The sequence below is a fragment of the Frigidibacter sp. MR17.24 genome (assembly GCF_037095655.1).
GTDB lineage: Bacteria > Pseudomonadota > Alphaproteobacteria > Rhodobacterales > Rhodobacteraceae > Frigidibacter.
In genome coordinates this window covers 18398-41823 of sequence record NZ_JBAWKE010000006.1, presented here as the reverse complement: position 1 = coordinate 41823, position 23426 = coordinate 18398, and the positions used below count along the sequence as shown (strand labels likewise).

Annotated in this window: 22 protein-coding genes; 3 read left to right on the top strand and 19 right to left on the bottom strand. The window is 72.1% G+C overall.

The annotated features are described in order from the left end of the window. Window position 1 precedes the first annotated feature (1 nt). The 17 genes from V8J39_RS17325 to V8J39_RS17245 all read right to left on the bottom strand — a co-directional run bounded on the left by V8J39_RS17325 (window position 2) and on the right by V8J39_RS17245 (window position 17589). Window positions 2–1492, bottom strand: a complete 1491-nt coding sequence (locus tag V8J39_RS17325; RefSeq protein ID WP_336462203.1) for a sigma-54-dependent transcriptional regulator — start codon at window positions 1490–1492, stop codon at window positions 2–4. Further along, the gene (gene hypB, locus V8J39_RS17320) at window positions 1492–2448 is read right to left on the bottom strand and encodes a hydrogenase nickel incorporation protein HypB (protein ID WP_336462202.1); all 957 of its coding nucleotides are present in this window, start codon (window positions 2446–2448) and stop codon (window positions 1492–1494) included. The genes V8J39_RS17325 and hypB overlap by 1 nt, the downstream gene beginning before the upstream one ends. Continuing rightward, window positions 2448–2789 (bottom strand): hydrogenase maturation nickel metallochaperone HypA/HybF, encoded by a 342-nt coding sequence (locus tag V8J39_RS17315; RefSeq protein ID WP_336462201.1) that lies wholly within the window; start codon window positions 2787–2789, stop codon window positions 2448–2450. Before V8J39_RS17315 ends, hypB begins: the two co-directional genes overlap by 1 nt. Beyond that, window positions 2782–3639, bottom strand: coding sequence for a hypothetical protein (locus V8J39_RS17310; protein WP_336462200.1), 858 nt, complete (start codon window positions 3637–3639; stop codon window positions 2782–2784). The genes V8J39_RS17315 and V8J39_RS17310 overlap by 8 nt, the downstream gene beginning before the upstream one ends. Then, window positions 3632–4534 carry a [NiFe]-hydrogenase assembly chaperone HybE gene (hybE, locus tag V8J39_RS17305; protein WP_336462386.1) on the bottom strand — a complete coding sequence of 301 codons (903 nt, stop codon included), beginning with the start codon at window positions 4532–4534 and terminating at the stop codon, window positions 3632–3634. The genes V8J39_RS17310 and hybE overlap by 8 nt, the downstream gene beginning before the upstream one ends. 11 nt (window positions 4535–4545) lie before the next feature. Then, window positions 4546–5379 (bottom strand): hydrogenase expression/formation protein, encoded by an 834-nt coding sequence (locus V8J39_RS17300; RefSeq protein ID WP_336462385.1) that lies wholly within the window; start codon window positions 5377–5379, stop codon window positions 4546–4548. Further along, window positions 5379–5771, bottom strand: coding sequence for a hydrogenase accessory protein (locus tag V8J39_RS17295; protein ID WP_336462199.1), 393 nt, complete (start codon window positions 5769–5771; stop codon window positions 5379–5381). Before V8J39_RS17295 ends, V8J39_RS17300 begins: the two co-directional genes overlap by 1 nt. Before the next feature lie 38 nt (window positions 5772–5809). After that, complete coding sequence (locus V8J39_RS17290; protein ID WP_336462198.1) at window positions 5810–6133, bottom strand: HypC/HybG/HupF family hydrogenase formation chaperone; 324 nt, start codon at window positions 6131–6133, stop codon at window positions 5810–5812. A 3-nt stretch (window positions 6134–6136) separates the two neighbouring features. Next, window positions 6137–6751, bottom strand: a complete 615-nt coding sequence (locus tag V8J39_RS17285) for a HyaD/HybD family hydrogenase maturation endopeptidase (RefSeq protein WP_336462384.1) — start codon at window positions 6749–6751, stop codon at window positions 6137–6139. 365 nt (window positions 6752–7116) lie between these two features. Beyond that, the gene (gene cybH / locus V8J39_RS17280; protein ID WP_336462197.1) at window positions 7117–7893 is read right to left on the bottom strand and encodes a Ni/Fe-hydrogenase, b-type cytochrome subunit; all 777 of its coding nucleotides are present in this window, start codon (window positions 7891–7893) and stop codon (window positions 7117–7119) included. Window positions 7894–7904: 11 nt separating this feature from the next. Then, complete coding sequence (locus V8J39_RS17275; RefSeq protein ID WP_336462196.1) at window positions 7905–8456, bottom strand: HupE/UreJ family protein; 552 nt, start codon at window positions 8454–8456, stop codon at window positions 7905–7907. A 14-nt stretch (window positions 8457–8470) separates the two neighbouring features. Beyond that, entirely contained in the window at window positions 8471–10264 is a 1794-nt protein-coding gene (locus V8J39_RS17270) for a nickel-dependent hydrogenase large subunit (RefSeq protein ID WP_336462195.1), read from the bottom strand. Between the two features lie 3 nt (window positions 10265–10267). Continuing rightward, window positions 10268–11350 (bottom strand): hydrogenase small subunit, encoded by a 1083-nt coding sequence (locus V8J39_RS17265; RefSeq protein WP_336462194.1) that lies wholly within the window; start codon window positions 11348–11350, stop codon window positions 10268–10270. Between the two features lie 216 nt (window positions 11351–11566). Continuing rightward, complete coding sequence (gene hypF, locus V8J39_RS17260; RefSeq protein WP_336462193.1) at window positions 11567–13810, bottom strand: carbamoyltransferase HypF; 2244 nt, start codon at window positions 13808–13810, stop codon at window positions 11567–11569. Continuing rightward, window positions 13810–15240: a nickel-dependent hydrogenase large subunit gene (locus V8J39_RS17255; RefSeq protein WP_336462192.1), complete on the bottom strand. Its 1431-nt coding sequence runs from the start codon at window positions 15238–15240 to the stop codon at window positions 13810–13812. The genes hypF and V8J39_RS17255 overlap by 1 nt, the downstream gene beginning before the upstream one ends. 34 nt (window positions 15241–15274) lie before the next feature. Next, window positions 15275–16264 carry a HupU protein gene (locus tag V8J39_RS17250; protein WP_336462191.1) on the bottom strand — a complete coding sequence of 330 codons (990 nt, stop codon included), beginning with the start codon at window positions 16262–16264 and terminating at the stop codon, window positions 15275–15277. Continuing rightward, window positions 16261–17589 carry a sensor histidine kinase gene (locus tag V8J39_RS17245; RefSeq protein ID WP_336462190.1) on the bottom strand — a complete coding sequence of 443 codons (1329 nt, stop codon included), beginning with the start codon at window positions 17587–17589 and terminating at the stop codon, window positions 16261–16263. Before V8J39_RS17245 ends, V8J39_RS17250 begins: the two co-directional genes overlap by 4 nt. Before the next feature lie 115 nt (window positions 17590–17704). Here V8J39_RS17245 and V8J39_RS17240 point away from each other — a divergent pair, with 115 nt between their 5' ends. Next, window positions 17705–19129, top strand: a complete 1425-nt coding sequence (locus V8J39_RS17240; protein ID WP_336462189.1) for an amidase — start codon at window positions 17705–17707, stop codon at window positions 19127–19129. 116 nt (window positions 19130–19245) lie between these two features. On the opposite strand, the gene gltX is transcribed toward V8J39_RS17240, so the two are convergent. After that, window positions 19246–20592, bottom strand: a complete 1347-nt coding sequence (gltX, locus tag V8J39_RS17235; protein WP_336462188.1) for a glutamate--tRNA ligase — start codon at window positions 20590–20592, stop codon at window positions 19246–19248. 114 nt (window positions 20593–20706) lie between these two features. Here gltX and V8J39_RS17230 point away from each other — a divergent pair, with 114 nt between their 5' ends. Together V8J39_RS17230 and V8J39_RS17225 are read left to right on the top strand one after the other, a co-directional pair. Continuing rightward, entirely contained in the window at window positions 20707–21141 is a 435-nt protein-coding gene (locus tag V8J39_RS17230; protein ID WP_442902607.1) for a metallopeptidase family protein, read from the top strand. Window positions 21142–21320: 179 nt separating this feature from the next. Further along, window positions 21321–22370, top strand: coding sequence for an MBL fold metallo-hydrolase (locus V8J39_RS17225; protein ID WP_336462187.1), 1050 nt, complete (start codon window positions 21321–21323; stop codon window positions 22368–22370). A gap of 52 nt (window positions 22371–22422) precedes the next feature. Here the strand turns inward: V8J39_RS17225 and V8J39_RS17220 are convergent, their stop codons facing one another. Beyond that, complete coding sequence (locus tag V8J39_RS17220; protein WP_336462186.1) at window positions 22423–23421, bottom strand: DUF6976 family protein; 999 nt, start codon at window positions 23419–23421, stop codon at window positions 22423–22425. Between the last annotated feature and the right edge of the window lie 5 nt (window positions 23422–23426).

Genomic DNA, 23426 nt, shown 5'->3' with positions numbered 1-23426 from the left:
CTCAGTCGTCCTCTGCTTCATCCGCCTGCGCGACCGCCCCAGGCTTGGCGATGCCATAGCGGTCGAGCTTGGCGCGCAGGCCGACCCGGCTCAGCCCCAGTTCCGCCGCGGCGCGGCTCTTGTTCCAGCGATGCCGCGTCAGCGTCTCGCGCAGGATGCGCATCTCGACCAGTTCGACCCGGTCCTTGAGCGAGCCCTCGCCCGTCAGCGCGGCCTCGGCCGAGCGGTCGGCCCCCGCCTCGCCCGGCGGCGCCTGCAGGATCGGGCGCGAGATCAGCTCGGCCCCCAGCACCGGCCCCTGCGCGAAGATCAGCATCCGCGTCACCTCGTTGCGCAGTTCGCGCAGGTTGCCCGGCCAGTCGTAGTTCTCGAGGAACTCCAGCGCCGCCTCCTCGAAGCCATGCACCTTCTTGCCATGGGCGCGCGCGGCCTCGAACAGGTGGTGGCTGGCCAGCAGCGCCACGTCGCCCGGGCGGGCGCGCAGCGGCGGCAGCCGCAGCTCGGCCAGGCCCAGCGCATAGTAGAGATCGGCGCGGAACGCTCCCTCGGCCACCAGCGCCTTCAGGTCGCGCACCGCCCCCACGATCAGCCGCAGGTTCGAGGTCAGCGTCTCGGACCCGCCCAGCGGCTGGAACGCGCCGTCCTCGACCAGCCGCATCAGCGCCATCTGCATCCGCGGCGAGAACCCATCGACGCCGCCCAGGTACAGCGTGCCCCGGTCGGCCTTCTGCGCCAGCCCGATCTTCGAGCTTTGCAGGCCCGGCAGCGCGCCGCGCTTGGCGCCGAACAGCTCGATCTCGATCAGCTCGTCGCTGAGCCCGGTGCAGTTGAGCGCGTAGAACGGCCGGTCCGAGCGGAGCGAGATGTAGTGCATCGCCCGCGCCAGCGCCTCTTTCCCGGTGCCGGTCTCGCCCTGGATCAGCGCCGGCACGTCGAAGCTCGCGAACTGGCGCGCGGCCATCAGCACGCCGTTGATGGGCGAATTCGGGGCGCGCAGGATCTGCTCGAACCCCATGCCCTCGCGCAGGGCGCGGCGCCGCTTCTCCAGCTTGGATTCGGCCGTTGCCGTCAGCATCCGCATCTCGAGCGCCATGCGCTCGTTCTCGCGCGCAAGCTGGAACAGCTTCACCGCGTTGCGCGCCACCACCAGCAGCTGGTCGGGGTGCCAGGGCTTGGTCACGAACTGGTAGATCCCGCCCTCGTTGATCGCGGCGACCATGTCGGCGGCATCGGTATAGCCGGTGATGACGATGCGCACCGTCTCGGGCCAGCGCTCGCGCACCTCGCCCAGCAGGTCGACCCCGGTGCGCCCCGGCATCCGCTGGTCGCAGAAGATGACCTGGACCCAGTCCTGCTCAAGCGCCGCCAGCGCCGCCTCGGCCGAACCGGCAGTCAGGATCTCGAACTCGTCCTCCAGCGCGAGCCGCATCGCGGTCAGCGAATGCGGCTCGTCATCGACAAGCAGGATCGAGGGGCGCGACGGCGCGGCCATCACTCGGCGGCCTGCGGGCGTGCCTTGGCGGCGAGACCGGCGCGCAGCCAGTCCAGCCACTGCGCCATCCCCTCGCCGGTCCGGGCCGAGACGCGCAGGATCTCGATCGCCGGGTTCACGCGGCGCAGGGCGGCCTCGTAGGCGTCAAGATCGGCGTCGCAGGCCGAGGCGAGGTCGACCTTGTTGATCAGCGCAAGCTTTGCCGCGGTGAACATGTCGGGATATTTCAGCGGCTTGTCCTCGCCTTCGGTCACCGACAGGATCGCGACCTTGGCATCCTCGCCCAGGTCGAATGCCGCGGGGCACACCAGGTTGCCGACATTCTCGATGAACAGCAGGCTCTCGGGCCGCGGCCGCAGGCTGTCGATCGCGTGGCCGACCATGTGCGCATCGAGGTGGCAGCCCTTGCCGGTGTTGACCTGCAGCGCCCGGGCGCCCGTGGCCCGGATCCGCTCGGCATCAAGCGCGGTCTGCTGGTCGCCCTCGATCACCGCGAGCGGCGCGTCGTGCAGGTCGCGGATGGTGCGGCACAGCAGCGTGGTCTTGCCCGAGCCGGGCGAGGACACAAGGTTCACCGCGAAGGCGCCCAGCACGCCCAGCAGCCGGCGGTTCTGCCGCGCGAACTCGTCGTTCTTGGACAGGATCGCGGTCTCGACCTCGATCAGCCGCGACTGGCTCATGCCGGGGACCGAGGTGCCGGCGGCGCCGGTACCGTAATGGACATCCGCCCCCGCGCCGGGCGCGCGGTCGTGGTGGTGGTGATGCCCGCCACAGCCGCAGCCGTGGTCGTGCCCATGGTGGTGGTCATGCCCGTGCCCATGCCCGTGCCCATGGCTGTGCCCGTGCCCGTGATCATGGTCATGCCCGTGATCATGGTCGTGATGGTGATGGGCGTGGCCCTGCGCCTGCCCGTGCCCCTCGACGCTCGCCGTCCCGCATCCGCACACCGTGCACATCACGCCACCTCCATGTCCTTGATCCGCATCTCGTCGCCCCCCTCGGGCATCAGCCGTCCGCCGCCGCAGTCCGGGCAAGGCGCCAGCCGGTCGTCGATCTCGACCCGTCCCATGCAGTCGAAGCACAGCGCCTGCCCGGGCAGATCGATCATCTCCACCACCGCGCCCTCGGCGACCGAGCCACGCAGCACCACCTCGAGCGCGAAGTCCAGCGCCGGCTTCTCGACCCCGGCGAAGCGCCCGATCTCCAGCCGCAGCCGGGTGACGGCGGCAAAGCCGTGGCGGCGCTGCTGGTCCTCGATCACGCCGCGGACGCCCTCGGCCAGCGACATCTCATGCATGGCAGGCCCCGGCGGCGAAGCGCACCGGCACGCAGGGATCGAACAGCGTCACCACCAGCGCGCGGTCGGCCGGCGGCGTCATCGCCAGCGCCTGCTCCAGCGTGCCGCCCGGCGCCGCCATGTCATCGGTCGGCGTCCGCCGCTCCAGCCCCGTCACCCGTCCCTCCGTCACCTCGACGCGCAGACGATAGGCCCCGCGCGCCGAGGGCGCAAAGGCCTCGCCCGGCGCGATGCGCCGCGCCGGCGGCATCCGCCCGGCCAGGACCGCCTCGATGTCGAGCAGCCGCCCCGCCAGCCGCCACAACGGGCCCTGCCCCCAGGCCCCGGCGATCTCGCGCAGCAGCGTGGCGCCGGCATGGCGCCCGGCGGCGGAATTGTCCGGTCCGCAGGAACAGGCCACCCGCGGCGCGAAGCGGGCGCGCAGGGCGCCGGCCAGTGGCGCCACGCCGGCACCGGCCGCGATCCAGCGCTCCAGCTCGGCCAGCGTCGCGGGGCAGCCGCGCCCCGGCCCGAACACCGCCGCCCGCGCCACCGCCGGCGCGTCCCAGCCCTCGGGCATCGCGGCCCCGGGCAGGTCCAGCAGCCGCGGCCACAGCACCAAAAGCCGGGACAGGTGGTCGCGCAGGATCTCGCGGTTCAGCGCCGCACCCGCCCCCTCGGGCAGGCCGAGCCCCAGCGCCAGCAGCGCCGCCACCGCCTGCGTCTGCCGGCACAGCGAGAACAGGCGCGGCAGCATCTCGGCCGCCTCGGCCACCGGCCGGCCGAACAGCAGCGCCGCGACCGGTGGCGGCGGCGCGCAGGCCACCCGGCCCGCGGCGTCGATCACCAGCCCGCCCTCCATGTCAGCCACCCTCGCCATCCGCCGCCGCCCCTGCTGCCGTTCCTGCCGCCGCCCCGGTAGCCGCCCCCGCGCCGTCCGCGGGCACCGAGAGCGCGCCCGACAGCACCGCCCGCCGGGTCGGTGCCTCGACGGGAGCCGGGTCGGGCTCCGGCGCGGGCTTCGGCGCGGGCCCGGGACCCGCCTCCGGCCCGGCCGCGGGCGCCACCGCCGCCAGCTCGGCCTCGCGCGCGGCGCGGATCTCGGCGGCCCGGTCGGTCTCGGCCTGGTTCTCGGGATCGAACAGCGCGCCCATCACCGCGCGCGCCACCTCCAGCACCTGCATCTGGCTGGAGAACTCCTCCATCGGCGAGAACAGCGAACAGGCCTTGTAGCCGCCGGTCAGCTCGCGCCGGTTGTGGATGAACTCGTAGCGGCCCGAGGGGAACGCGACCTGCTCCTTGGCGCCCGGCACCAGCTCGGACCAGTCCTCGCCCGGCGCGGGCAGCAGCACGAGGTTCATGAACCAGGGCGAGACCAGCACCCCCAGCAGCCGCCCCTCGTGTTCGCGAAAGCCCACGGCCTCGACATGCAGCGCCTTGTTGACGATCGGCACGTCGCGCATCTTCGCGTGCCAGACCTCGGTGAAATCCGCCACCAGCGCGGCCGAGCGCGCCGCGATGTCGGCCTCGACCCGCGCCATGTCCGAGCCGGGATCGCGCAGCACCATGAACTGCTCGTGATCGGCGCCGCATTCCGGGCAGCTCCAGTCCTCGGGCAGCGCCAGGAAGGGCGTGCCCGGCAGCACCTGGCGCGTGTCGTCGCCCCGGTCGGGGTCGTAGACCGTCCAGCAGATCTTGCACTCCATCACCGCGGCCGGGCTGATCTTCGCCCCCGCGCCCATGTACGACCCCTCGAACCGGGGCATCGCGCCCGCGCTCATCGGATCGCCTCCAGCACCTCGGCCAGCCGCTCGGCGCTGTCGGCCAGATCCTCCGCCGCCGCCAGCGCGACCTCGGGCATCGCCGTCACCTCGAAGGTGTCGAGAATCAGCGTGTCCATCGAGTTGAAGAACTGCACCCGCCAGACATGCGCCAGCGCCGTCGCCGTGATCCGGCAGTTGCCATAGCCGCGCGACAGCAGCGTCACGCCGCCGCGGCCCAGCGCCAGCTCCAGCCAGTCGAGATCCTCGGGCGTGTGCGGCAGCAGCGTCAGGTTCACCACATGCGCCATCGCCCCCGGCCGGTACAGGCCCGACCGCTCGATCAGCTCGGCCAGCAGCGCCGGCGCGGTGGCCAGCCCCGGGCCGCGCGGCGCGCCCGTCAGCAGCGCCGGCCGCTCGGCCAGATGCGCGCGCTCCAGCGCCGCCCCCGGGATCGGCGCCACCTCCAGCCGGTTGACCCCGGCCCCGGTGACGACCCAGACCCCGGCGAAGACCGACTCCTGCGCCGCCAGCGCCGGGCGGCCGCGCATCTTCAGGCTGACCTCGCCCTGCTGCAGCGTCTCGGCCACCAGCGCAAGGTTCGCCGCGTCCAGCCCCGACAGATCGAGGCTCTCGCCCGCCGCCCCGGCCGCGACCCGCGCCGCGGCGCGGCCCGCCTCGGCCAGCAGCGCCATCGCCGGGGCCAGCGCCGCCATGTCCCCGACGTCCGGAAGATGCGCCGAATAGGTGCGCATCCCCGAGGGCAGCGCCATGTATTCCAGGGCCTCGCCCTCGTCGGGCTGCGAGCCGGGTCCGAAGCCCGAGGGCGGCAGGTGGAAGTTCGACACCATCACGCGGCCTCCCCGTCGCCCGCCCGGGGCCCGATGATCTGCGGGATGCGCACCAGGTAGTCCGACCAGTCGCGCACCTTCGGGATCCCCCCCAGGCAGCGCCCGTCGCGCCAGAAGATCAGCGAGGGCGTCTTCAGCACGCCCGCCCGCTCGCGCAGGCCGGCCTCGATCGCGTCGCCGACCACGGCGCAGTCGAAGGCGCGCTGGAAGGCCGCGCGCAGCTCGGGCAGGATCACGGCGGCATCCGTGGTCGCGAGGTTGCGCCCCGGGTCCCCGGGCACGAACAGGCAGTGCGTGCCCGGCCGGTCGAGCCAGCTGGCAAGCGCCGCCTCGTCGCCCAGATGGGGCATGCCGTGCTCGGTGGTCAGCCGGTCGATCAGCGGATGGGTCATGTCGTCTCTCGCCTGGTGTTGCTTGATCGGGCCGGCCCTCAGGCCCGGCCACGCCCCGCGTCGAGGGCGCTTTGCAGATGCGGCGGCAGGGTCGGCCCGCCGGCCTCGAGATCGGCGAAGGCATCGCCCAGCGCGCCCCCCGCCATCAGCCGCGAAAGCCCGGCCAGCGCCTCGGCGATCCGCTCGGCCTCTTCGGGCGACAGCCATTCGCGCGCCGTCCCGAGGAAGGTCAGCACCCAGTCGCCCACGCGCAGGTCCGGCGTCAGCGACAGGTCGACCAGCGCCTCGCGCCCGCCGGCATCGACGGCGCGCCCGGCAATGCCGTCGACGGCCAGCAGCCGCATCGGGATGCCCAGGCACATCGCTCAGCCCCGCCCCGGGAAGAACCGGTCGTCGCCGGTCCGGCAGGCCTCGGCCGCCGAGGGCCGCCCGGCCTCGTAGGCCTCGCGCCGGATCGCGGCATCGGCAAGGAAGCGGTCGTCGGACCGGCCCGCGAGCGGCGCGATCCCCCAGTCGGCCAGCCGCGCCAGCGCGATCGCGATCGCCTCGTCGATCCGCGCGGCCACCGGCGCGCGCAGCCCGCCACCGTAGTCCTCCAGCTCGACCGGCTGGCAGCCGATCAGCATCATCCGCGCCGGGCGGTAGCCCATCAGCTCGGCGGTGGCGATCACGTCCTGGAAGCCGGTCTGGTGCAGGCTCATCTTCTTGGCGCCCATGAAGGCTGGCACCGCGTCGTCCTCGACGATCTTCAGCGTCCCGGGCACGAGCCCGTAGTCGACGGCATCGAAGACGATCAGCGCCTCGGCGGCCTCGAGGAACGGCAGCAGGTACAGCCCCTGCGTGCCGCCATCCAGCAGCCGCACGCCCTCGGGGAAGGCATGGGTCGCGGCAAGCCGCTCGACGCAGCGCACGCCGAAGCCCTCGTCGGCCCACAGCACGTTGCCGATCCCGAGGATCAGAACCGATCGCGGAGTTTCCATCTGGCCGGTCACGCGCGCCTCCCCTTCGCCGCATGGACTGGTCGCGGCGCTTCCGGCGCCGCGTCCGGGATGACATTACCGCTGGCAGCCCCCGCGCCGCAGCCGAAATCCTTTACCGCGCGCACACCATGTCGAAACCAATCAACCAATTGATAAAAAATGACTTCAACGAAACCGCCCCCGATCAGGATGGAAAGAAATTTACCGATTCAAGGAAAAACCGGAAACCGGATCGACTTTGCCCAAATATCCTCGGGGGTCCGGGGGCAGACGGCCCCCGGCGCCGGCCGCCCGCGCGACTCGGCCAAAGCAAAAGGGCGGGACCCGAAGGCCCCGCCCGCACTCGTCCTCCCACGTCCGGGCGCTCACTCGGCCCGGTCGTCCTTGAAGGTGCGATGCCCCGAGATCATGGTCGAGACCATGGACTGGCGGCTCATGATGTCCTCGCGGATCGCGGCGTAGATGTGCACGATCATGAAGACGACGATCGCCCACATGCCGAGGTGATGGAGCGTGTGCAGCCGCTGCGAGTTCTGCACCAGCCCCAGCACCCAGCCCATCGCGGTGTCGGGCAGCGAGCCCTGCCCCGCCCCTTCGGCGTAAAGCGCCCAGCCCGTGACCAGCATGAAGGTCAGCCCCAGCGTCATGAAGAAGAACATCGCCAGCTGCGCCAGCGGGTTGTGGCCCACGTATTTCTTCGGTTCGTCCTCGAGGAAGGCATACCAGCGCAGCTCGGTCACCAGCTCGCGCCAGTAGGCGGGCCGCCAGATCGGCACGTAGAACAGCTGGCGCGCATGGTGGTTGCCGACGATGGCCCAGTAGATGCGGCCGAAGAAGCCCACGGTCAGGATCATCGCGGCCGCGAAATGGGCGAAGCGGATGTAGCCCATGACGAACTGGTCGTAGGCCTCGGCGATCTGCATCGTCGGCAGCGGCCGGCCGATCAGGAAGCCCGACCCGATCAGCACCATGATCGCCGCGGCATTGAGCCAGTGCCACAGCCGCACCGGCGCCTCGTAGACATAGACCGAGGTGCGCTTGCGGATCGATTCGACATCGGCCTCGGTCGCGTCGCCCGCCAGCACCGAGCGGCGCAGCGGCTGCGGCGCGTCGGGGTTCGGGATATGGATCGTGTCCTCCATGGCCCCGCCCCTCAGCCCAGCGCGAGCCAGAGGCCCGAGAGCGCGACACCGCCGCCGATCAGCCCCTGCGCGACGCGGTTGCCCGCCAGCCGCGCGGCAAGGGCGTAGCCCGCCAGGTGCAGCGCCGCGGTCGCGGCGAGCATGCCGGCCAGGAACAGCCCCGTCGCGCCGGTCGCCTCGGCGGCATGCGCCTGGCCATGGGCCAGCGCGAAGAGCGCGACCGCGCCCAGCGCCGCGGCGGAGCCCGCCCGCGCCATGGCGACGGCGAGGCCGAAGACCACGACCGAGGCGAGGATCGCGGGCTCGACCAGCGGCAGGCTCACGCCGGCAAGGCCCAGCCCCGCCCCCGCCGCCATCGCGGCGAGGAAGGTGGCGACGGCGGCCGGCCGGCCCGTGACCCCGGCCCAGAGCCCGACCGCGACCATCGCCAGCAGGTGGTCGGCGCCCATCAGCGGGTGCATCACCCCCGAGACCAGCCCGCCATGCCCCGGATGGGCCAGCGCGGGGCCGGCGAGCGTGGCGAGGCCGGCGGCCAGCATCAGGCGGTTCATCGTGGATTTCATGGGTCTGCCCTCCCTCAGCGGACCTTGACGGTGGTCAGTTCCTGACCGTCCGGCGACATGACATGGGTCGAGCAGGCCAGGCAGGGGTCGAAGCTGTGCAGGGTGCGCAGGATCTCGACCGGCTCCTCGGGCCGCTCCATCTTGGTGTCCATCAGGCTCGCCTCGAAGGCGCCGATGTTGCCGGCGGTGTCGCGCGGCGAGCCGTTCCAGGTCGTGGGCACGACGCATTGATAGTTCTCGATGCGCCCGTCCTTGATCTTGATCCAGTGCCCGAGCGCGCCGCGCGGCGCCTCGGTGTTGCCGACGCCCTTGGCCTCTTTCGGCCAGGTCTTCGGGTCCCACTTCTCGATGTTCGCCGTGGTCTGGTCGCCGTTCTTGATGTTGGTGATCAGCTTGTCGAAGAAGTACTTCTGCAGCCGGCCGCAGTATTCGCTTTCCAGCGCCCGCGCCGCGGTGCGCCCCAGCGTCGAGAAGAGCGCGTCGAACGGCAGGTCCATGGTGCGCAGAAGCCCGTCGACCTGGTTCTTGATGTCCTCGTGCCCCTTGGCATAGCCCACGACATAGCGGGCGAGCGGACCCACCTCCATCGCGTGGCCGCGCCAGCGCGGCGCCTTGATCCACGAGTATTTCGCCGCCTCGTCCAGCTCCTCGATATTGGTGCGGGTGCCCTTGGCGTTGGGGCCAAGCTCGTACTTCGCCTCGGTCACGCCGTCCCAGGGGTGCAGCCCCTTGCCCGGCTCGCCATAGGTGTACCAGCTGTGGTCGACGAACTCCTGCACCTGCTCGGGGTCGCGCGGATCGACATCATGCACCTCGGCGAGGTTGCCGTTGATGATCGCGCCGCGCGGCAGGTGCAGCTGGCTCGCGTCGAAATTGCTCGGATGCTCGGGGATGTCGCCATAGGCGAGGCAGGCCTGCTTCGACAGACCGCCGCCATAGAGCCAGTTGCGGTAGAAGCCGCCGATCGCCACCACGTCGGGCAGGTAGACGTTGCGGTTGAACTCAATGCACTTGTCGATGATGGAGCTGACCATGTTCAGCCGCTCCATGTTGATCGCACCGACCGAGCCGACGCCGTCGATGTTGATCGGGCAGGGCACGCCGCCGACCAGCCAGTTCGGGTGCGGGTTCTTGCCGCCGAAGATCGTGTGGACCTTCACCACCTCCTTCTGCAGGTCGAGCGCCTCGAGGTAGTGGGTCGTGGCCATCAGGTCGGCCTCGGGCGGCAGCAGATAGGCCGGGTTGTCCCAGTAGCCGTTCTTGAACAGCCCGAGCTGCCCGGATTCCACGAATTTCTTCAGCCGGTTCTGCACGTCGCGGAAATAGCCCGGCGAGGACAGGGGATGGCTGGGCGAGACCTTCTGCTGCAGTTCCGACGTCGCCTTCGGATCGGCGCGCAACGCGTTGATCGGGTTGACCCAATCCAGCGCGTGCAGATGGTAGAAGTGCACGATGTGGTCGTGGATCTGCAGGTTCAGCTGCATCATGTTGCGGATCGAGTTCGCGTTGTCGGGGATGGTGATCCCCAGCGCGTCCTCGACCGCGCGGACACTCGTCAGCGCGTGGGTGCCGGTGCAGACCCCGCAGATCCGCTCGGTGAAGGCCCAGGCGTCGCGCGGGTCGCGGCCCTTCAGGATCACCTCGAGCCCGCGCCACATCGTGCCGGTCGAGACCGCGTTGCGGATCACGCCGTTCTCGTCGACGTTGACCTCGCAGCGCATGTGCCCCTCGATCCGGGTCACCGGGTCGACGACGATGCGCTTGCCGGAATTGTCGAGATTGAAGCCGTTCGGCGTCTGGACGACCATGGCTCAGACCTCCTCTTTCTGGGATTTCTTCTGGGCGCGCTTCAGCGCCGAGACCGCGGCATGGACCGCGACCGCGCCGCCGACGACGCCCGCCGCCGCCATGCCGACCTGATCGGCATTGGCCTCGACCCCGAACTGCTTGATGTTGGTCAGCCGGTCGTAGAACGAGCCCTGATCCCAGAAGCCGTCCTCGGAGCAGCCGATGCAGCCGTGGCCGGACTGGATCGGGAAGCTCACGCCCTCGTTCCAGCGCACGGTCGAGCAGGCGTTGTAGGTGGTCGGGCCCTTGCAGCCCATCTTGTACAGGCAGTAGCCCTTCTTGGCGTATTCGTCGTCCCAGGCCTCGACGAACTGACCGGCGTCGAAATGCGGCCGGCGATAGCACTTGTCGTGGATGCGCTGGCTGTAGAACATCGCCGGGCGGCCCTGACGGTCCAGTTCCGGCAGGCGGTCGAAGGTCAGCATGTAGGTGATCACGCCGGTCATCACCTCGGCGATCGGCGGGCAGCCCGGCACCTTGATGATCGGCTTGTCGAGGATGACCTTGTGCACCGGCGTCGCCCGCGTCGGGTTCGGCGCCGCGGCCTGCACGCAGCCGTAGGAGGCGCAGGCCCCCCAGCTGATGATCGCCTTCGCGTGCTGGGCGGCGTGGCGCAGCTGCTCGACGAAGGGCTTGCCGCCGATGATGCAGTACATCCCGTCCTCGTCGAGCGGCGGGTTGCCCTCGACCGCGAGGATGTAGTTGCCCTTGTACTTCTCGATCGTCTCCTGCAGCGCCGCTTCCGCCTGCACGCCCGCCGCCGCCATCAGCGTGTCGTCGTAGTCGAGGCTGATCATAGACAGCACGACATCCTTCGCCAGCGGGTGGGCCGAGCGGATGAAGCTTTCCGAGCAGCAGGTGCATTCCAGCCCGTGCACCCAGATCACCGGGGTCCGGGGCTTGGTCTCCATCGCCTCGGCGATCTTCGGCACGAAGCTGGGGCCAAGGCCCAGCGCCGCAGCGGTGAGCGAGCAGAACTTCATGAAGCTGCGCCGGGTGATGCCCTGCCGGCGCATCACGTCGTAGAATGTCTCGATCTGGGTCAAACCCCGCCCCTCCCCTGGCCTCGGGCCCGGGGGTCCGGGCCGCCTGTCGCGTGGTATCCTTGGGTATGCCGCGCGCCACGGGACCGCGGCAAAGGAAAGCGAGGGGCGCCGCGATCCCGGAATAATCACACTGATTACATGGGCTTGATCAATTCCCGGATGCCCGGGCGCGCCCGCGCGGCGCAAGGCTGGTTACCGGATCGCCGGCCGCGGCGGTCAGCCGCTTTCCGGCAGGGTCCCCGCGGCGGCCACCAGCGCCTGGCCCAGCGCGAGCCCGCCGTCATTGGCCGGGGTGCGGCTGTGCACGAGGACGGGCAGCCCGTCGAGCGCGGCGAGCGTCGCCCCGAGCAGGCCCGCGTTCTGGAAGCAGCCGCCCGACAGCGCCACCGCGCGCGCGCGGCCACTCTCGACCAGCGCGCGCGCGGCGGCGGCGAAGGCGGCCGCCAGCCCCGACTGGAAGGCCGCCGCGATCTCGGCCCGCGGGCGCCCGGCATCGATGTCGCGCGCGAGCGCCCGGATCATCGGCGCGGGATCGAGCCCGGCCCCGAACGCGCAGGGCGGCGCGGCGGCGGCGCCGGCCAGCGCCTCGAGCCGCATCGCCGCCTCGCCCTCGTATCCCTGCCGGTCGGGACACAGGCCCAGCATCGCGGCCACCGCGTCGTAGAGCCGCCCCGCCGAGGAGGAGGGCGGCGCGTTGATCCCGGCCCGCGCCGCCTGCCGCAGCGCCGCAAGCGGCTTGCCGGCGAACAGCCGCTCGGCAAGATCGCCGCGCCCGGCCGCGTCGAGCCGCATCACCGCGTTGCGCCAGGGCTCGCGCGCCGCGGCGGCACCGCCCGGCAGCGGCGCGGGGACAAGGAAGCCCTCGCGCGTCACCGCGCGATAGTCGCCCAGCAGCAGCTCTCCGCCCCAGACCGTGCCGTCGGCACCAAAGCCGGTGCCGTCGAGGATGATCCCGGCCACCGGCCCGCCCCCCAGGGCTGCGTCGAGCGGCCAGAGATTCTCGCCCAGGCAGGCCGCCAGATGCGCGTGGTGATGCTGGACCCGGACCAAGGGCAGGCCCCGCGCCGCCGCCTGCGCCTCGGCATGGGCGGTGGCGCGATAGCCCGGGTGCAGGTCGCAGGCCAGCAGGCCCGGGCGGTGGTCGAACAGCTGCGCATAGTCGGTCTCGGCCTTCAGGAACTCGGCCCAGCTTCGCGGCTCGTCGAGTTCGCCGAGGTGATGCGACAGCAGCGCCTGCCCGGTTTTCGTCAGGCAGATCGCCGCCTTCATCTCGGCCCCGTAGGCCAGCACCGGGGGCGCGTCGGCAAATCCCGGCGGCAGCGGCAGCGTGGCCGGCACCCGGCCGCGCGCCCGGCGCAGCACCATCGGCGGGCGCGCGCGCTCGACCGAATCGTCGAGCCGGCGCGCGATCGCGCGGTCGTGCATCAGGATGCCGTCGACGACCGCGGCCAGCCGCTCGCGCGCCTCGTCATCGTCGATCACCTGCGGCTCGCCCGAGAGATTGCCCGAGGTCATCACCAGCGGCCGGCCGACCGCGTCGCACAGCAGGTGGTGCAGCGGCGTGTAGGGCAGCATCACGCCAAGGCAGGTCATGCCGGGCGCGATCGCCGCCGGCAGCGGCTGCGCGCCCGCCGGCACCAGCACCACCGGCGCCGCCGGATCGGCCAGCAGCGCCTCGTCCGCGGGCGCCAGCGCCGCGATCCGCCGCAGCAGCGCCAGCGGCGCCATCACCGCGAGCGGTTTCGACGGCCGGCGCTTGCGGCTGCGCAGCAGCGCGACGGCGCCCGGGTCGGTCGCATCGCAGGCAAGGTGGAAGCCGCCAAGCCCCTTCACCGCCAGGATGCCCCCCGCGCGCAACTGCGCTGCCGCCAGCGCGATCGCGTCGCCCGGGACCGGCACGCCGCCGCGTTCCAGCCACAGCCGCGGGCCGCAGTCGGGGCAGGCGATCGGCTGGGCATGAAAGCGCCGGTCGCCGGGGTCGCCGTATTCGGCGCGGCAGGCGGGGCACAGGGCGAACCGCGCCATCGTCGTGCGCGCGCGGTCGTAGGGCAGGCCCCGCAGGATCGTGAAGCGCGGGCCGCAATGGGTGCAGTTGGTGAAGGCATAGCCCTGCCGACGCCCGGGCTCGCGGATCTCGGCCGCGCAGGCCGGGCAGGTCGCGGCATCGGGGGTGACGCGGGTCTCGGACCCCTGCCCGCGCGACGCGGCGATGGTGAAGGCGCCGCCCGGCACCGGCTCGTCGGTCTCGGCGATCTCGACGGCGTCGATGCGGGCAAGGGGCGGCGCCTCGGCGCCGAGTGCGCGCAGGAAGGCCTCGGGCGCGCGGTCCGCGACGATCAGCACGCCTTCGGGATCGTTCAGCACATGCCCCGAGAGCGCGTGCGCCCGCGCAAGCTGCCACACGAAGGGCCGGAATCCGACGCCCTGCACCTGCCCGCGCACCCGGATCCGCACCGCCATCAGTGGACCGTGCAGACCATGCAGGGATCGAAGCTGCGCACGACATGCTGCACCGCCACCGGCGTGTCGTCGCCCTCGGGCACCGGCGTGCCCACCAGCGCGGCCTCGAGCGCGCCCGGCACCCCGCGCGCGTCGCGGGGCGAGAAGTTCCAGGTGGTCGGCGCCACGATCTGGTAGCCGGCGATCCGGCCCCGCTCGATCCGAACCCAGTGGCCGAGCGCGCCGCGCGCGGCCTCGACCAGCCCCGCGCCCTCGGCCTCGGCCGGGATCGCCACCCGGTCCATGAACCGCGCGGCCGGGTCGATGCCGGTCGCCAGATCCTCCATCACCAGCTGCGTCCGCGCGATCTCGAGCAGGCGCCCGGCGACGCGGCCCAGCACGCCCGCAGCCCCCGGCGCGGCAGCGAGCGCCCGCGCCAGCGGATGGCCGTCGATCACCTGCCGGGCCAGCGCGCCCGTCTCCATCACCGCGCCGCCATAGCGGGGGGCCTTGCACCAGCTGTAGGCCGTCTCGCGCATGTCCTCGTCGGGCCGGGTCTCGCCCCGCGCGGGATGCGCCTCGGGGCCGAGCATCCAGGCGTGGCTCAGGTCCTCGGTGATCCGCGACGGATCGAGCGGGGCGGGAGCGGCGGCGAAGGTCCCGGGCGCGAAGGCATGGCCGCCGTCCCGCGGATAGGCGCCGAAGGACAGCCAGCGCCCCTGCCCCGGGCCCAGATCCGCAAGCCCGAGATCGGCCGCGATTTCAAGAAACAGCCCCGCGTCGCCGCCGGACCAGCGCGCCAGCGCCGCCGGATCCGCAAGCGCCGCGAACGCCTCGACCGGGGCGCCGAACAGCGTCGTCTCGAGATAGCCGCGGAAGGCGCGCAGCGTGGCCAGGATCCGCAGCCGGTCGCGCATCGAGGGCGCCCTCGTCACGCCGCCCGGCTGGATCGCGAGCGTGTGCGGCCACTTGCCGGCAAGCAGGCCAAGGATGTGCATCAGCCGCGCCCGCGCCTCGATCGCCGCGCGCAGGCCCGAACCCTGAAGCGCGGTGAAACGGTCGACGGCGCGGCCGTGCCAGCCGCGCCCGGCATAGGCCGGCCGGGTGAAGTCGGGCATGAAGAACAGGTTGAAATGGGTCAGGTGGTCCGAGACGTTCTCGACCGCGTGGATCAGCGCGGCCACCCGCTCGCCCTGCGGCGGCGCGGTGATCCCGGCGGCGGCGGCAAGCGCCCGCGCGGCCGCGGCGGATTGCGAGATCGAGCAGATGCCGCAGATCCGCGGCGTGATCGTCAGCGCGTCGCGCGGGTCCTTGCCCAGCAGCATCTGCTCGAAGCCGCGAAACATCGGCGAGTTCACCTGCGCGGCCTGCACCCGGCCGTCCGCGAGGGTGAGACGGACCTCGAGATCGCCCTCGACGCGGTTGAACGGCCCGACGAGAAGTTCGGTCACGGGCGGTTTTCCTTCATGTGGCCGCGCTTGCCGGTCACTTCGGCCTCCGGATCGTCGGCGGCACCGTCACCCGGTCCGAGACCGCGTTGCGCGCGATCCGCGCCGGCGTCGCGGCCTTGGACAGCGAGGCGAGCGCCATGAACCAGGCCTTGGGCATGTCCGAGGGCAGGCCGACCGGGATGCCCGCGATCTTCGGGGTCTCGGTGAAGGCGTGGCGCGGCTCCTCGAACTCGGGCGCGGTGCAGGCGATGCAGGGATAGCCGCCGCGGGTGCACGACCCCTCGCCGTTCCAGGGCCGGATGTTGCAATCGCCCACCGCCTGGGTGCCGACGCAGCCCAGGTGTTCCATCATGCAGCCGATCTCGGACAGCTGCGTGGCCGAGGCCTTGTATTCGTAGAACTCGTTCTTCGGGCAGCCGTGGTGCACGAGGTGCTCGGCGTAGAAGCTCGGCCGGCCCAGCGCATCGAGATCCCGGGGGCGCAGCGCGCCCGCCTTCAGCAGCATCAGCGTCTCGGTCACCCAGTCGGGATGGGTCGGGCAGCCCGCGACATTGACCACCGGCAACCCGGTCGCGTCGCGCCAGCCCGCCGCCAGCACGCCGCCCGGATGCGCGCCGTCGTACTGCATCCCCACCGCGTCCGAGGGGTTGCCCCCCGCCGTGGTCATGCCGCCATAGGTCGCGCAGGTGCCCACCGCCACCACGTGCCGCGCCCGCCCCGCCAGCGCCCGCGTCCAGTCGAGCATCGAGCGGCCGGTGCCGGCCAGCATCTGGAACCGGCCGGTGCCGCGCGGCCCGCGCGCGATGGCGCCCTCGACGCACAGGATGTCGAGCGGATCCTCGCCCGAGGCCGCGCGCTCCAGCAGCCGGCGCGCCTCGGCCCCGGTCTCGAGCGACAGCGAGGGATGCCAGGCGATCTCGATCCCCGCCCCGGCCAGCAGGTCGGGCGCGTTCGGGTTCTCGGCGCACAGCAGCGACATGGTGCAGCCGCCGCAGCCCGCCGCCTGCAGCCAGATCAGCCTCATGCCCCGCCCTCCGCCGCCGGCAGCGCCAGCCGGAACACCGCGCCCAGCCCCGGCACCCGCAGAAGGCGCAGGCTGCCGCCGTGTTCCTCGGCGATCTTGTGGCTGATCGACAGCCCGAGCCCGGTGCCCGCGCCGACGGGCTTTGTGGTGTAGAACGGGTCGAACACCGCGGCCTCGGATCCCTCGGGGATGCCGGGGCCGGTGTCGGCAACGGTGACGCAGGCCATGCCGTCCTCGTGCCCGAGCGTCAGGGTGATGCGCGGCCCGGCCTGGCCCGCCAGCGCGTCGACGGCGTTCTGCACGAGGTTCATCACCACCTGCTGCACATGGCCCGGCCGCCCGCGCGCCATCACCTTGCCCGCCCCCTCGAAGCCGATCGCGACCGGGTGGCGGGCGCCGCGCTGCACCCAGGCGGCGGCGACCCGCGCGGTTTCGGCCAGGTCGAAGGCCACCATCTCGCCCGAGCCGTCCGCGGACAGCCGGCGCAGGTCCTCGACGATGTCGCGCACCCGCTCGGCGCCGTCCCTGGCGCCGCTGATCGCGTCGCGCAGGTTGCGCAGCTCGCGGTCCAGCCGCAGCTCCTCGCGCAGGCGCACCAGCTCGTCGCGGCTGGCGCCCTCCTGCACCCGGGTGAAATAGGTCTCGAACTTGGTGGCATAGCGCTCGAGCGCGTGGGCATTGGCGTAGACGAAGCTGATCGGGTTGTTCAGCTCGTGCGCCACCCCGGCCAAGAGCCGGCCCAGCGAGGCCAGCTTCTCGTTGCGCACGAGCTGGGTCTGCGCCTCCTGCAGCGCGCGGTGGCTGTCGGCAAGCGCGGCATAGGCGCGGCGCAGCTCGCCCAGCGGCCGGCCCGACAGCACCGCGCCGGTCGCGCGCCCGCGTTCGTCCAGCAGCGGGCTGACCGACAGGTCGAGCGGCGCGGGCCCGGCAGGCGTCAGGATCGCGATCTCGACCCGCTGCGCCCGGCGCTGCGACCGCGCCGCGGCCAGCGTCGCCGACAGCGCCCCGGGCTCGGCGAAAAGCGGCGCGACCTCGGCGCCGATCACGGCCTCGCGCCCGGTCAGCGCCCGGAACGAGGCATTGGCCTCGCTCACCCGGTCGTCGCGGCCGGTGACCAGAAGCACGTCCGACACCGCCCCCAGCACCGAGGCGAGGAAGCCGCGCAGCGCGTCCAGCTCGTCGTTCTGCCGCTCGAGCCGCTCCTGGTAGTCGACGAGATCGGCATAGGTGCGGTCGACGGCCTGCAGCACGTCGGCCCAGGCGGCATCGGCAAAGCCCGTCCCCGGCTCGTCGGGTCGATTGTCCTGTGCGAAGATCGGCGGCATCGGCCCGGTCCCTCCCGTTGCCAGAGACTTCGGGATTTGCTGGCGCGAGGTCAAGCGCTTGCATGTCGCGGCGCGGCCCGTCAGCATCGCCGCGGACGCGAAAGGACCCCTCCCCATGGCAATGACCGACCTCGGCGCAAGCGCGCTGTCCGCGAAACTGTCCAGCGCCGAGATCGGCCCCGAAGAGCTGATGGCCGCGGTGCTCGACCGCATCGAGGCGGTGAACCCGGCGGTCAACGCGATCGTCTCGCCGCGCCCGCGCGCCACGCTGATGGCCGAGGCCGCCGAGGCGTCGAAGCGGCTGAAGTCGGGCGAAAGCTGCGGCTGGCTGACCGGGATCCCGGTCGCGGTGAAGGACCTTGCCCAGACCGAGGGCATCGTGACCACCTGGGGCTCGCCGCTGTGGAAGGACCACGTGCCGGCGCGCGACGACCTGCTGGTGCGGCGGCTGAAGGCGGCGGGCGCGATCGTGATCGGCAAGACCAACAGCCCCGAGTTCGGCCTTGGCAGCCACACGTTCAACGAGGTGTTCGGCCCGACCCGCAACCCCTACGACCTCGCGCGCACGCCGGGCGGATCGTCGGGCGGGGCGGCGGCGGCGCTGGCGGCGCGGCTGGTGCCGGTCGCCGACGGCTCGGACATGATGGGTTCGCTGCGCAACCCGGCCGCCTTCTGCAACGTCTACGGCTTCCGCCCCAGCTGGGGCCTGGTCCCGAAGGATGCCGAGGGCGACACCTTCCTGGCCACGCTCGCGACCGACGGGCCGATGGGCCGCAGCGTCGAGGACGTGGCGCGGCTTCTGGGCACGCTCGCCGGCCCGACCCCGGCCACCCCCTTCGGCCTCGCGCCGGAACCGGACTACACCGCGCGGCTGGATGCGCCGATCGCGGGGCGGCGGATCGGCTGGCTCGGCGACTGGGGCGGCGCCTATGCGATGGAGCCGGGCATCCTCGATCTGTGCCGCGCCGCGCTCGACCGACTGTCCGACCTCGGGGCCGAGATCGTCGAGCTGCCGCCGCCCTTCCCGGCGGAGAAGCTGTGGGACAGCTGGATCACCCTGCGCGCGATGCTGAACGCGGGCGCGCGCCGCGCGATCCACGCCGACCCGGCCAAGCGCGCGGCCCTGAAGCCCGAGGCGGTCTGGGAGATCGAGCAGGGCCTGACCCTGCCCGCGCAGGCAGTCTACGAAGCCTCGCTGACCCGCTCGCGCCACTACGCGCGGATGGCCAGCCTGTTCGAGACGGTGGACGCGATCGCGATGCCCTCGGCGCAGGTCTGGCCGTTCCCGGTCGAGATGCGCCACCCGGCCGAGATCGCGGGCCGGTCGATGGACACCTATCATCGCTGGATGGAGGTGGTCGTGCCGGTCAGCCTCGCCGGCCTGCCCGCGCTGTCGGTGCCGGTGGGCTTCGGGCCGCAGGGCCTGCCGATGGGGATGCAGATCGCGGGCCCGCACGGGGGCGACTTGGGCGTGCTGCAGATCGGCGAGGCCTGGCACCGCGCGACCGACTGGCCGAACCGGCGCCCGCCCGCGCTCTGAGCGTCAGCGCCCTTCCGCGCCCCGCCACCCCGTCGACTTTGCGGAAATATCCCGCGGGGGTCCGGGGGCCGCGCAGGCCCCCGGCTGTCTTGAATGGCTGGCGTTGACGGCTGGCGTCAGCGGCCGCGCACGGTCTGCAGCAGCGGCATCAGGTCGGCCATCTCGGGCCCGTGCTCCATCCCGGTCAGCGCCTTGCGCAGCGGCATGAACAGCCCGCGGCCCTTGCGGCCCGTCGCGGCCTTCACCGCGCCGGTCCACTCGCCCCAGGTGGCGGCGGTGAAGGGAAGCGGCGGCAGCAGCGCCATCGCCTCGGCGATGAAGGCCTCGTCCTCGGGCGCGACCAGCGGCTCGGCGCCGTTCTTCACCAGCTCCGCCCAGGCGCCCAGATCATCAAGCACGGTGATGTTGTGGCTTGCCACCGCCCAGAAGGCCTCGGCCTGACCGGCCGGGATGCCAAGGGCCGCGATCCGGTCCGCCACCGCCGCGAAGGGCAGCTGCTGGTTGCGGGCGCGGGTCAGCGGGAACAGGTCCTCGGCATCGAACTTGGTCGGCGCCGCGCCGAACTGCGACAGCTCGAACCCCTCGGCCAGCTCGTCGAGCGTGAGCCGCAGTTCGACCGGCTGGCTCGAGCCCAGCCGCGCCATCAGCGACAGGAGCGCCTCGGGCGCGACGCCGCGCGCGCGCAGGTCGCGCAAGCTGAGCGTGCCCAGCCGCTTCGACAGCTCCTCGCCGCCCGCGCCGGTCAGCAGCGAGTGGTGCGCGAAGGCCGGCAGCGCGCCGCCCAGCGCCTCGATGATCTGGATCTGGGTCGCGGTGTTGGTCACGTGGTCGCCGCCGCGCACGATATGGGTCACGCCCATGTCGGTGTCGTCGACCGACGAGGCGAAGGTGTACAGCACCTGCCCGTCCGCCCGGATCAGCACCGGGTCCGACACCGAGGCCGCGTCGATCGAGATGGCGCCGAGGATCCCGTCGGTCCAGTCGATCCGGCTCTGGTCGAGCTGGAAGCGCCAGTAGCCGTCACGCCCCTCGGCCCGCAGCTTCGCCTTCTCGTCTTCGCTCAGGTTCAGCGAGGCGCGGTCATAGACCGGCGGGCGGCCCATGTTCAGCTGCTTCTTGCGCTTCAGGTCCAGCTCGGTCGGGCTTTCGAAACATTCGTAGAACCGGCCGGCGGCGCGCAGCTGGTCGGCGGCCTCGGCATAGCGCTCCAGCCGGTCGGACTGCCGCTCGATCCGGTCCCAGGTCAGTCCCAGCCATTCCAGGTCCTGCTTGATCCCGTCCGCGTATTCCTGCTTCGAGCGCTCGCGGTCGGTGTCGTCGAGACGCAGGATGAAGGTCCCGCCCGTCTTGCGCGCGATCAGGTAGTTGAACAGCGCGGTGCGCAGGTTGCCGACATGGATGTAGCCGGTCGGCGAGGGCGCGAAGCGGGTGGTGACGGGACGATCCGAAATGGGGGCGGCCATGGCGTGGGTACTCCGTTTACGCCCGTCGCTCTTTCATATCCCCCCGGTTTTGTCCATATCGGGAGCCTTGGCGGGCCGCAGCGGACCTGCCGTGACAGCCATGCGGGGAACGGGATGCTGAACGGGTCGGCGAAGGGTGAGGGCGAGATCTGGGGGCCGCTCGAGGCGCCGGGGGCCGAGGTGATCGCGGCGATGGCGCGCGCGACGGTCGCGGCGCTGCCGGCCGAGTTCGCGGGCCACGCGGCCGAGGTCGCGATCCGGGTCGAGGATTTCCCGCCCGAGGAGTTCATGCAGGAGCTGGATCTTGACGATCCGTTCGAACTGTCGGGCCTGTACGAAGGCGTGCCGCTGCCCGAGAAGTCGGTGATGGACCAGCCGCAGCGGCCCGACACGGTCTGGCTGTTCCGCCGCCCGATCCTCGACGAATGGGTCGAGCGCGGCAATGTCACGCTGGGCGATCTGGTCGCGCATGTGACGGTGCATGAATTCGCCCATCATTTCGGCTGGTCGGACGAGCAGATCTCGGAGATCGACCGCTGGTGGGAGTGACGGCCGGGGCTGCGACGACACGGCACGACGACACGGCGCGACCACACGGCGCGGGGGCCGGGGCGAGATGACGATCGCGCGAGCGGAGGCCGTCGGGCGCGGACATCCGCGGCTCGCGCGCTAGTCTCGCGCTCAGGCGGGGTGCGCGCACCCTGCACCCTGACCCGTGCGAGGATGCCATGACCCCGACCGATCCCGTTTCGTCCGCCGCGACTGGCCTTCAGGAGAAGGGCCCTGAGGCGACTGGCCGCAAGGCCGCTGGTCTCACCGGCGCCGCCCCCGCCGCCACGCTCACCCGCCGGGCGAGCCTTGCCGCCGCGGCGGCCCTGCCCGCCTCGATCGCCGTGGGCGCCGCCGGGCTGCTCGCGCCCGGGCGCGCCGCCGCGCAGGCCGCCCCGGCCGGGCTGCCGATGGCGCCGTGGTACCGCTTCCCGCTCGGCGCCTTCGAGGTGACGGTGCTGCTGGCGGGGCACCGCCAGCTTGACGATCCGCACGGCACCTTCGGCACCGATGCCACGGACGCCGATTTCGAGGCGCTGTCGGCCGCGCATTTCCTGCCCACCGACGCCGCGATCAACTTCTTCCAGCCGGTGGTGGTCCGCACGCCCGAGGCGCTGATCCTGTTCGACACCGGCCTGTCCGCCGACGGGCTGACCGCGGCGATGCAGGCGGCGGACATCGATCCGGCCGCGATCACCCATGTCGTGCTGACGCATATGCACGGCGACCACATCGGCGGGCTGGCGGGTCCGTCGGGCGAGACCTTCCCCAAGGCGCAGCCGGTCGCGGGCCGGGTCGAATTCGACCACTGGGCGACCACCGGCAACGAGGGGTTCGAGGCCAAGGTGCGCCCGCTCGAGCCGCGGATGACCTTCCTTGCCGATGGCGACACGGTCGCGCCCGGGATCACGGCCGAGCTTGCGGCCGGGCACACGCCGGGCCACATGATCTTCCATCTCGAAAGCGAGGGTGCGCGACTGGTGCTGACCGCGGACACCGCGAACCATTTCGTCTGGTCGCTCGGCCGGCCGGACTGGCAGGTGCGCTTCGACGCGGACAAGCAGATGGCGGCCGAGACCCGCAAGCGCGTCTTCGGCCGCATCGCCGAGGAGCGGCTGCCCTTCATCGGCTATCACATGCCCTTCCCCGCCGTCGGCTACGTGACGGCCGAGGACGAGGGCTTCCGCTTCACCCCGGTGTCCTACCAGACCGTGCTGGGCCTCGGCTGAGGCCGGCGCGGCAGCGGTGCGCCCGTCCGCGTCGCGAACGGGTCGTGCCGGGTCAGGCGGCGCGGTTGTCGTCCTCGATATCCAGATGGACCATGGTCTGGTTCAGCAGGATATAGGCGATCTCGCCGAAGGTGACCGGGCCGGTGTAACCGCCGGTCGATTGCCCCTCGAGCCCGCCATAGAGGTAGTTGAGGATGCAGTTGCACGAGAATTCGCCCTCTCCCGCGCCGCCGGCGCCGGAGGCGAAGGCCTCGACGTAATTGCCGACCGGCCGGGCCTGGCGGTATTCGACGCCCTTGACCACCGGGGCGTAGAACCGCACCTCGCCGGTCTGCTCGTCGACGGACTGGATCGAGACGTTGATCAGCGCCCCGGCATAGTTGGCGACCAGCGGCAATCTCGGGTCGAGCCCGGTTTCGGCGATGTAGTCGGCGAAGGGGCGCTGCACCCCATTGACGGTGACCAGCTTGGTCGAGAAGCCGTCGCCGTCGAAGACCAGCGTGTCCTGTGCGACATCGCCCTGCGAGAAGATGTTGAGGATGTCGAGATTGGCGCGCTGCCCCTCGGGAAGCTGGACATGCAGCAGCACCGCGCCCTCGTCCTCGGCCTTGCCGGTGGCCCCGTTGATCACCAGCGGGCTGCGCTTGCCGATCTCGTCGAGATGCACGCCGGTCACCCAGCCGACCAGCGGCTGGTTGAACAGCCCCGGGAAGCCCGACCCCGCCACGGCGAATTCGGAATGCGCCAGCGAGAAGGCCGGGATCATGATGAAGGTGACGCCGTTCGGGCGATAGCCTTCCGCGATCCGCGACAGGTTCTCGACGTCGAGATGGCGGACCTCGGCGCCGACGGCCGTGTCGAAGACGGTGCAGAACAGGCGGTCGCGGTCGACGCAGCCGCCGCCCTCGGTGACGAAATAGACCGAGGTGCCGCCGATCCAGTTGCCGCGGGGAAGCTGGCGCAGCAGCGCCTCGTCCCCCGCGATCACCATGACCGCACCGTCCAGGATCCGCGCCGCGGCCTCGGCCGGGCTGAGCATTTCATTGCGCATCTGTC

What these genes read in the sequence shown, in the direction of transcription:
- V8J39_RS17225 (WP_336462187.1), top strand. Translation starts at nt 21,321, where the DNA reads ATGACCCCGACCGATCCCGTTTCGTCCGCCGCGACTGGCCTTCAGGAG.
- V8J39_RS17275 (WP_336462196.1), bottom strand. Translation starts at nt 8,456, where the DNA reads ATGAAATCCACGATGAACCGCCTGATGCTGGCCGCCGGCCTCGCCACG.
- V8J39_RS17245 (WP_336462190.1), bottom strand. Translation starts at nt 17,589, where the DNA reads ATGCCGCCGATCTTCGCACAGGACAATCGACCCGACGAGCCGGGGACG.
- V8J39_RS17250 (WP_336462191.1), bottom strand. Translation starts at nt 16,264, where the DNA reads ATGAGGCTGATCTGGCTGCAGGCGGCGGGCTGCGGCGGCTGCACCATG.
- V8J39_RS17220 (WP_336462186.1), bottom strand. Translation starts at nt 23,421, where the DNA reads ATGCGCAATGAAATGCTCAGCCCGGCCGAGGCCGCGGCGCGGATCCTG.
- hybE (WP_336462386.1), bottom strand. Translation starts at nt 4,534, where the DNA reads ATGCCCCGGTTCGAGGGGTCGTACATGGGCGCGGGGGCGAAGATCAGC.
- V8J39_RS17315 (WP_336462201.1), bottom strand. Translation starts at nt 2,789, where the DNA reads ATGCATGAGATGTCGCTGGCCGAGGGCGTCCGCGGCGTGATCGAGGAC.
- hypB (WP_336462202.1), bottom strand. Translation starts at nt 2,448, where the DNA reads ATGTGCACGGTGTGCGGATGCGGGACGGCGAGCGTCGAGGGGCACGGG.
- V8J39_RS17290 (WP_336462198.1), bottom strand. Translation starts at nt 6,133, where the DNA reads ATGTGCCTGGGCATCCCGATGCGGCTGCTGGCCGTCGACGGCATTGCC.
- V8J39_RS17300 (WP_336462385.1), bottom strand. Translation starts at nt 5,379, where the DNA reads ATGGTGTCGAACTTCCACCTGCCGCCCTCGGGCTTCGGACCCGGCTCG.
- cybH (WP_336462197.1), bottom strand. Translation starts at nt 7,893, where the DNA reads ATGGAGGACACGATCCATATCCCGAACCCCGACGCGCCGCAGCCGCTG.
- gltX (WP_336462188.1), bottom strand. Translation starts at nt 20,592, where the DNA reads ATGGCCGCCCCCATTTCGGATCGTCCCGTCACCACCCGCTTCGCGCCC.
- hypF (WP_336462193.1), bottom strand. Translation starts at nt 13,810, where the DNA reads ATGGCGGTGCGGATCCGGGTGCGCGGGCAGGTGCAGGGCGTCGGATTC.
- V8J39_RS17230 (WP_442902607.1), top strand. Translation starts at nt 20,707, where the DNA reads ATGCTGAACGGGTCGGCGAAGGGTGAGGGCGAGATCTGGGGGCCGCTC.
- V8J39_RS17270 (WP_336462195.1), bottom strand. Translation starts at nt 10,264, where the DNA reads ATGGTCGTCCAGACGCCGAACGGCTTCAATCTCGACAATTCCGGCAAG.
- V8J39_RS17285 (WP_336462384.1), bottom strand. Translation starts at nt 6,751, where the DNA reads ATGGAAACTCCGCGATCGGTTCTGATCCTCGGGATCGGCAACGTGCTG.
- V8J39_RS17240 (WP_336462189.1), top strand. Translation starts at nt 17,705, where the DNA reads ATGGCAATGACCGACCTCGGCGCAAGCGCGCTGTCCGCGAAACTGTCC.
- V8J39_RS17325 (WP_336462203.1), bottom strand. Translation starts at nt 1,492, where the DNA reads ATGGCCGCGCCGTCGCGCCCCTCGATCCTGCTTGTCGATGACGAGCCG.
- V8J39_RS17295 (WP_336462199.1), bottom strand. Translation starts at nt 5,771, where the DNA reads ATGACCCATCCGCTGATCGACCGGCTGACCACCGAGCACGGCATGCCC.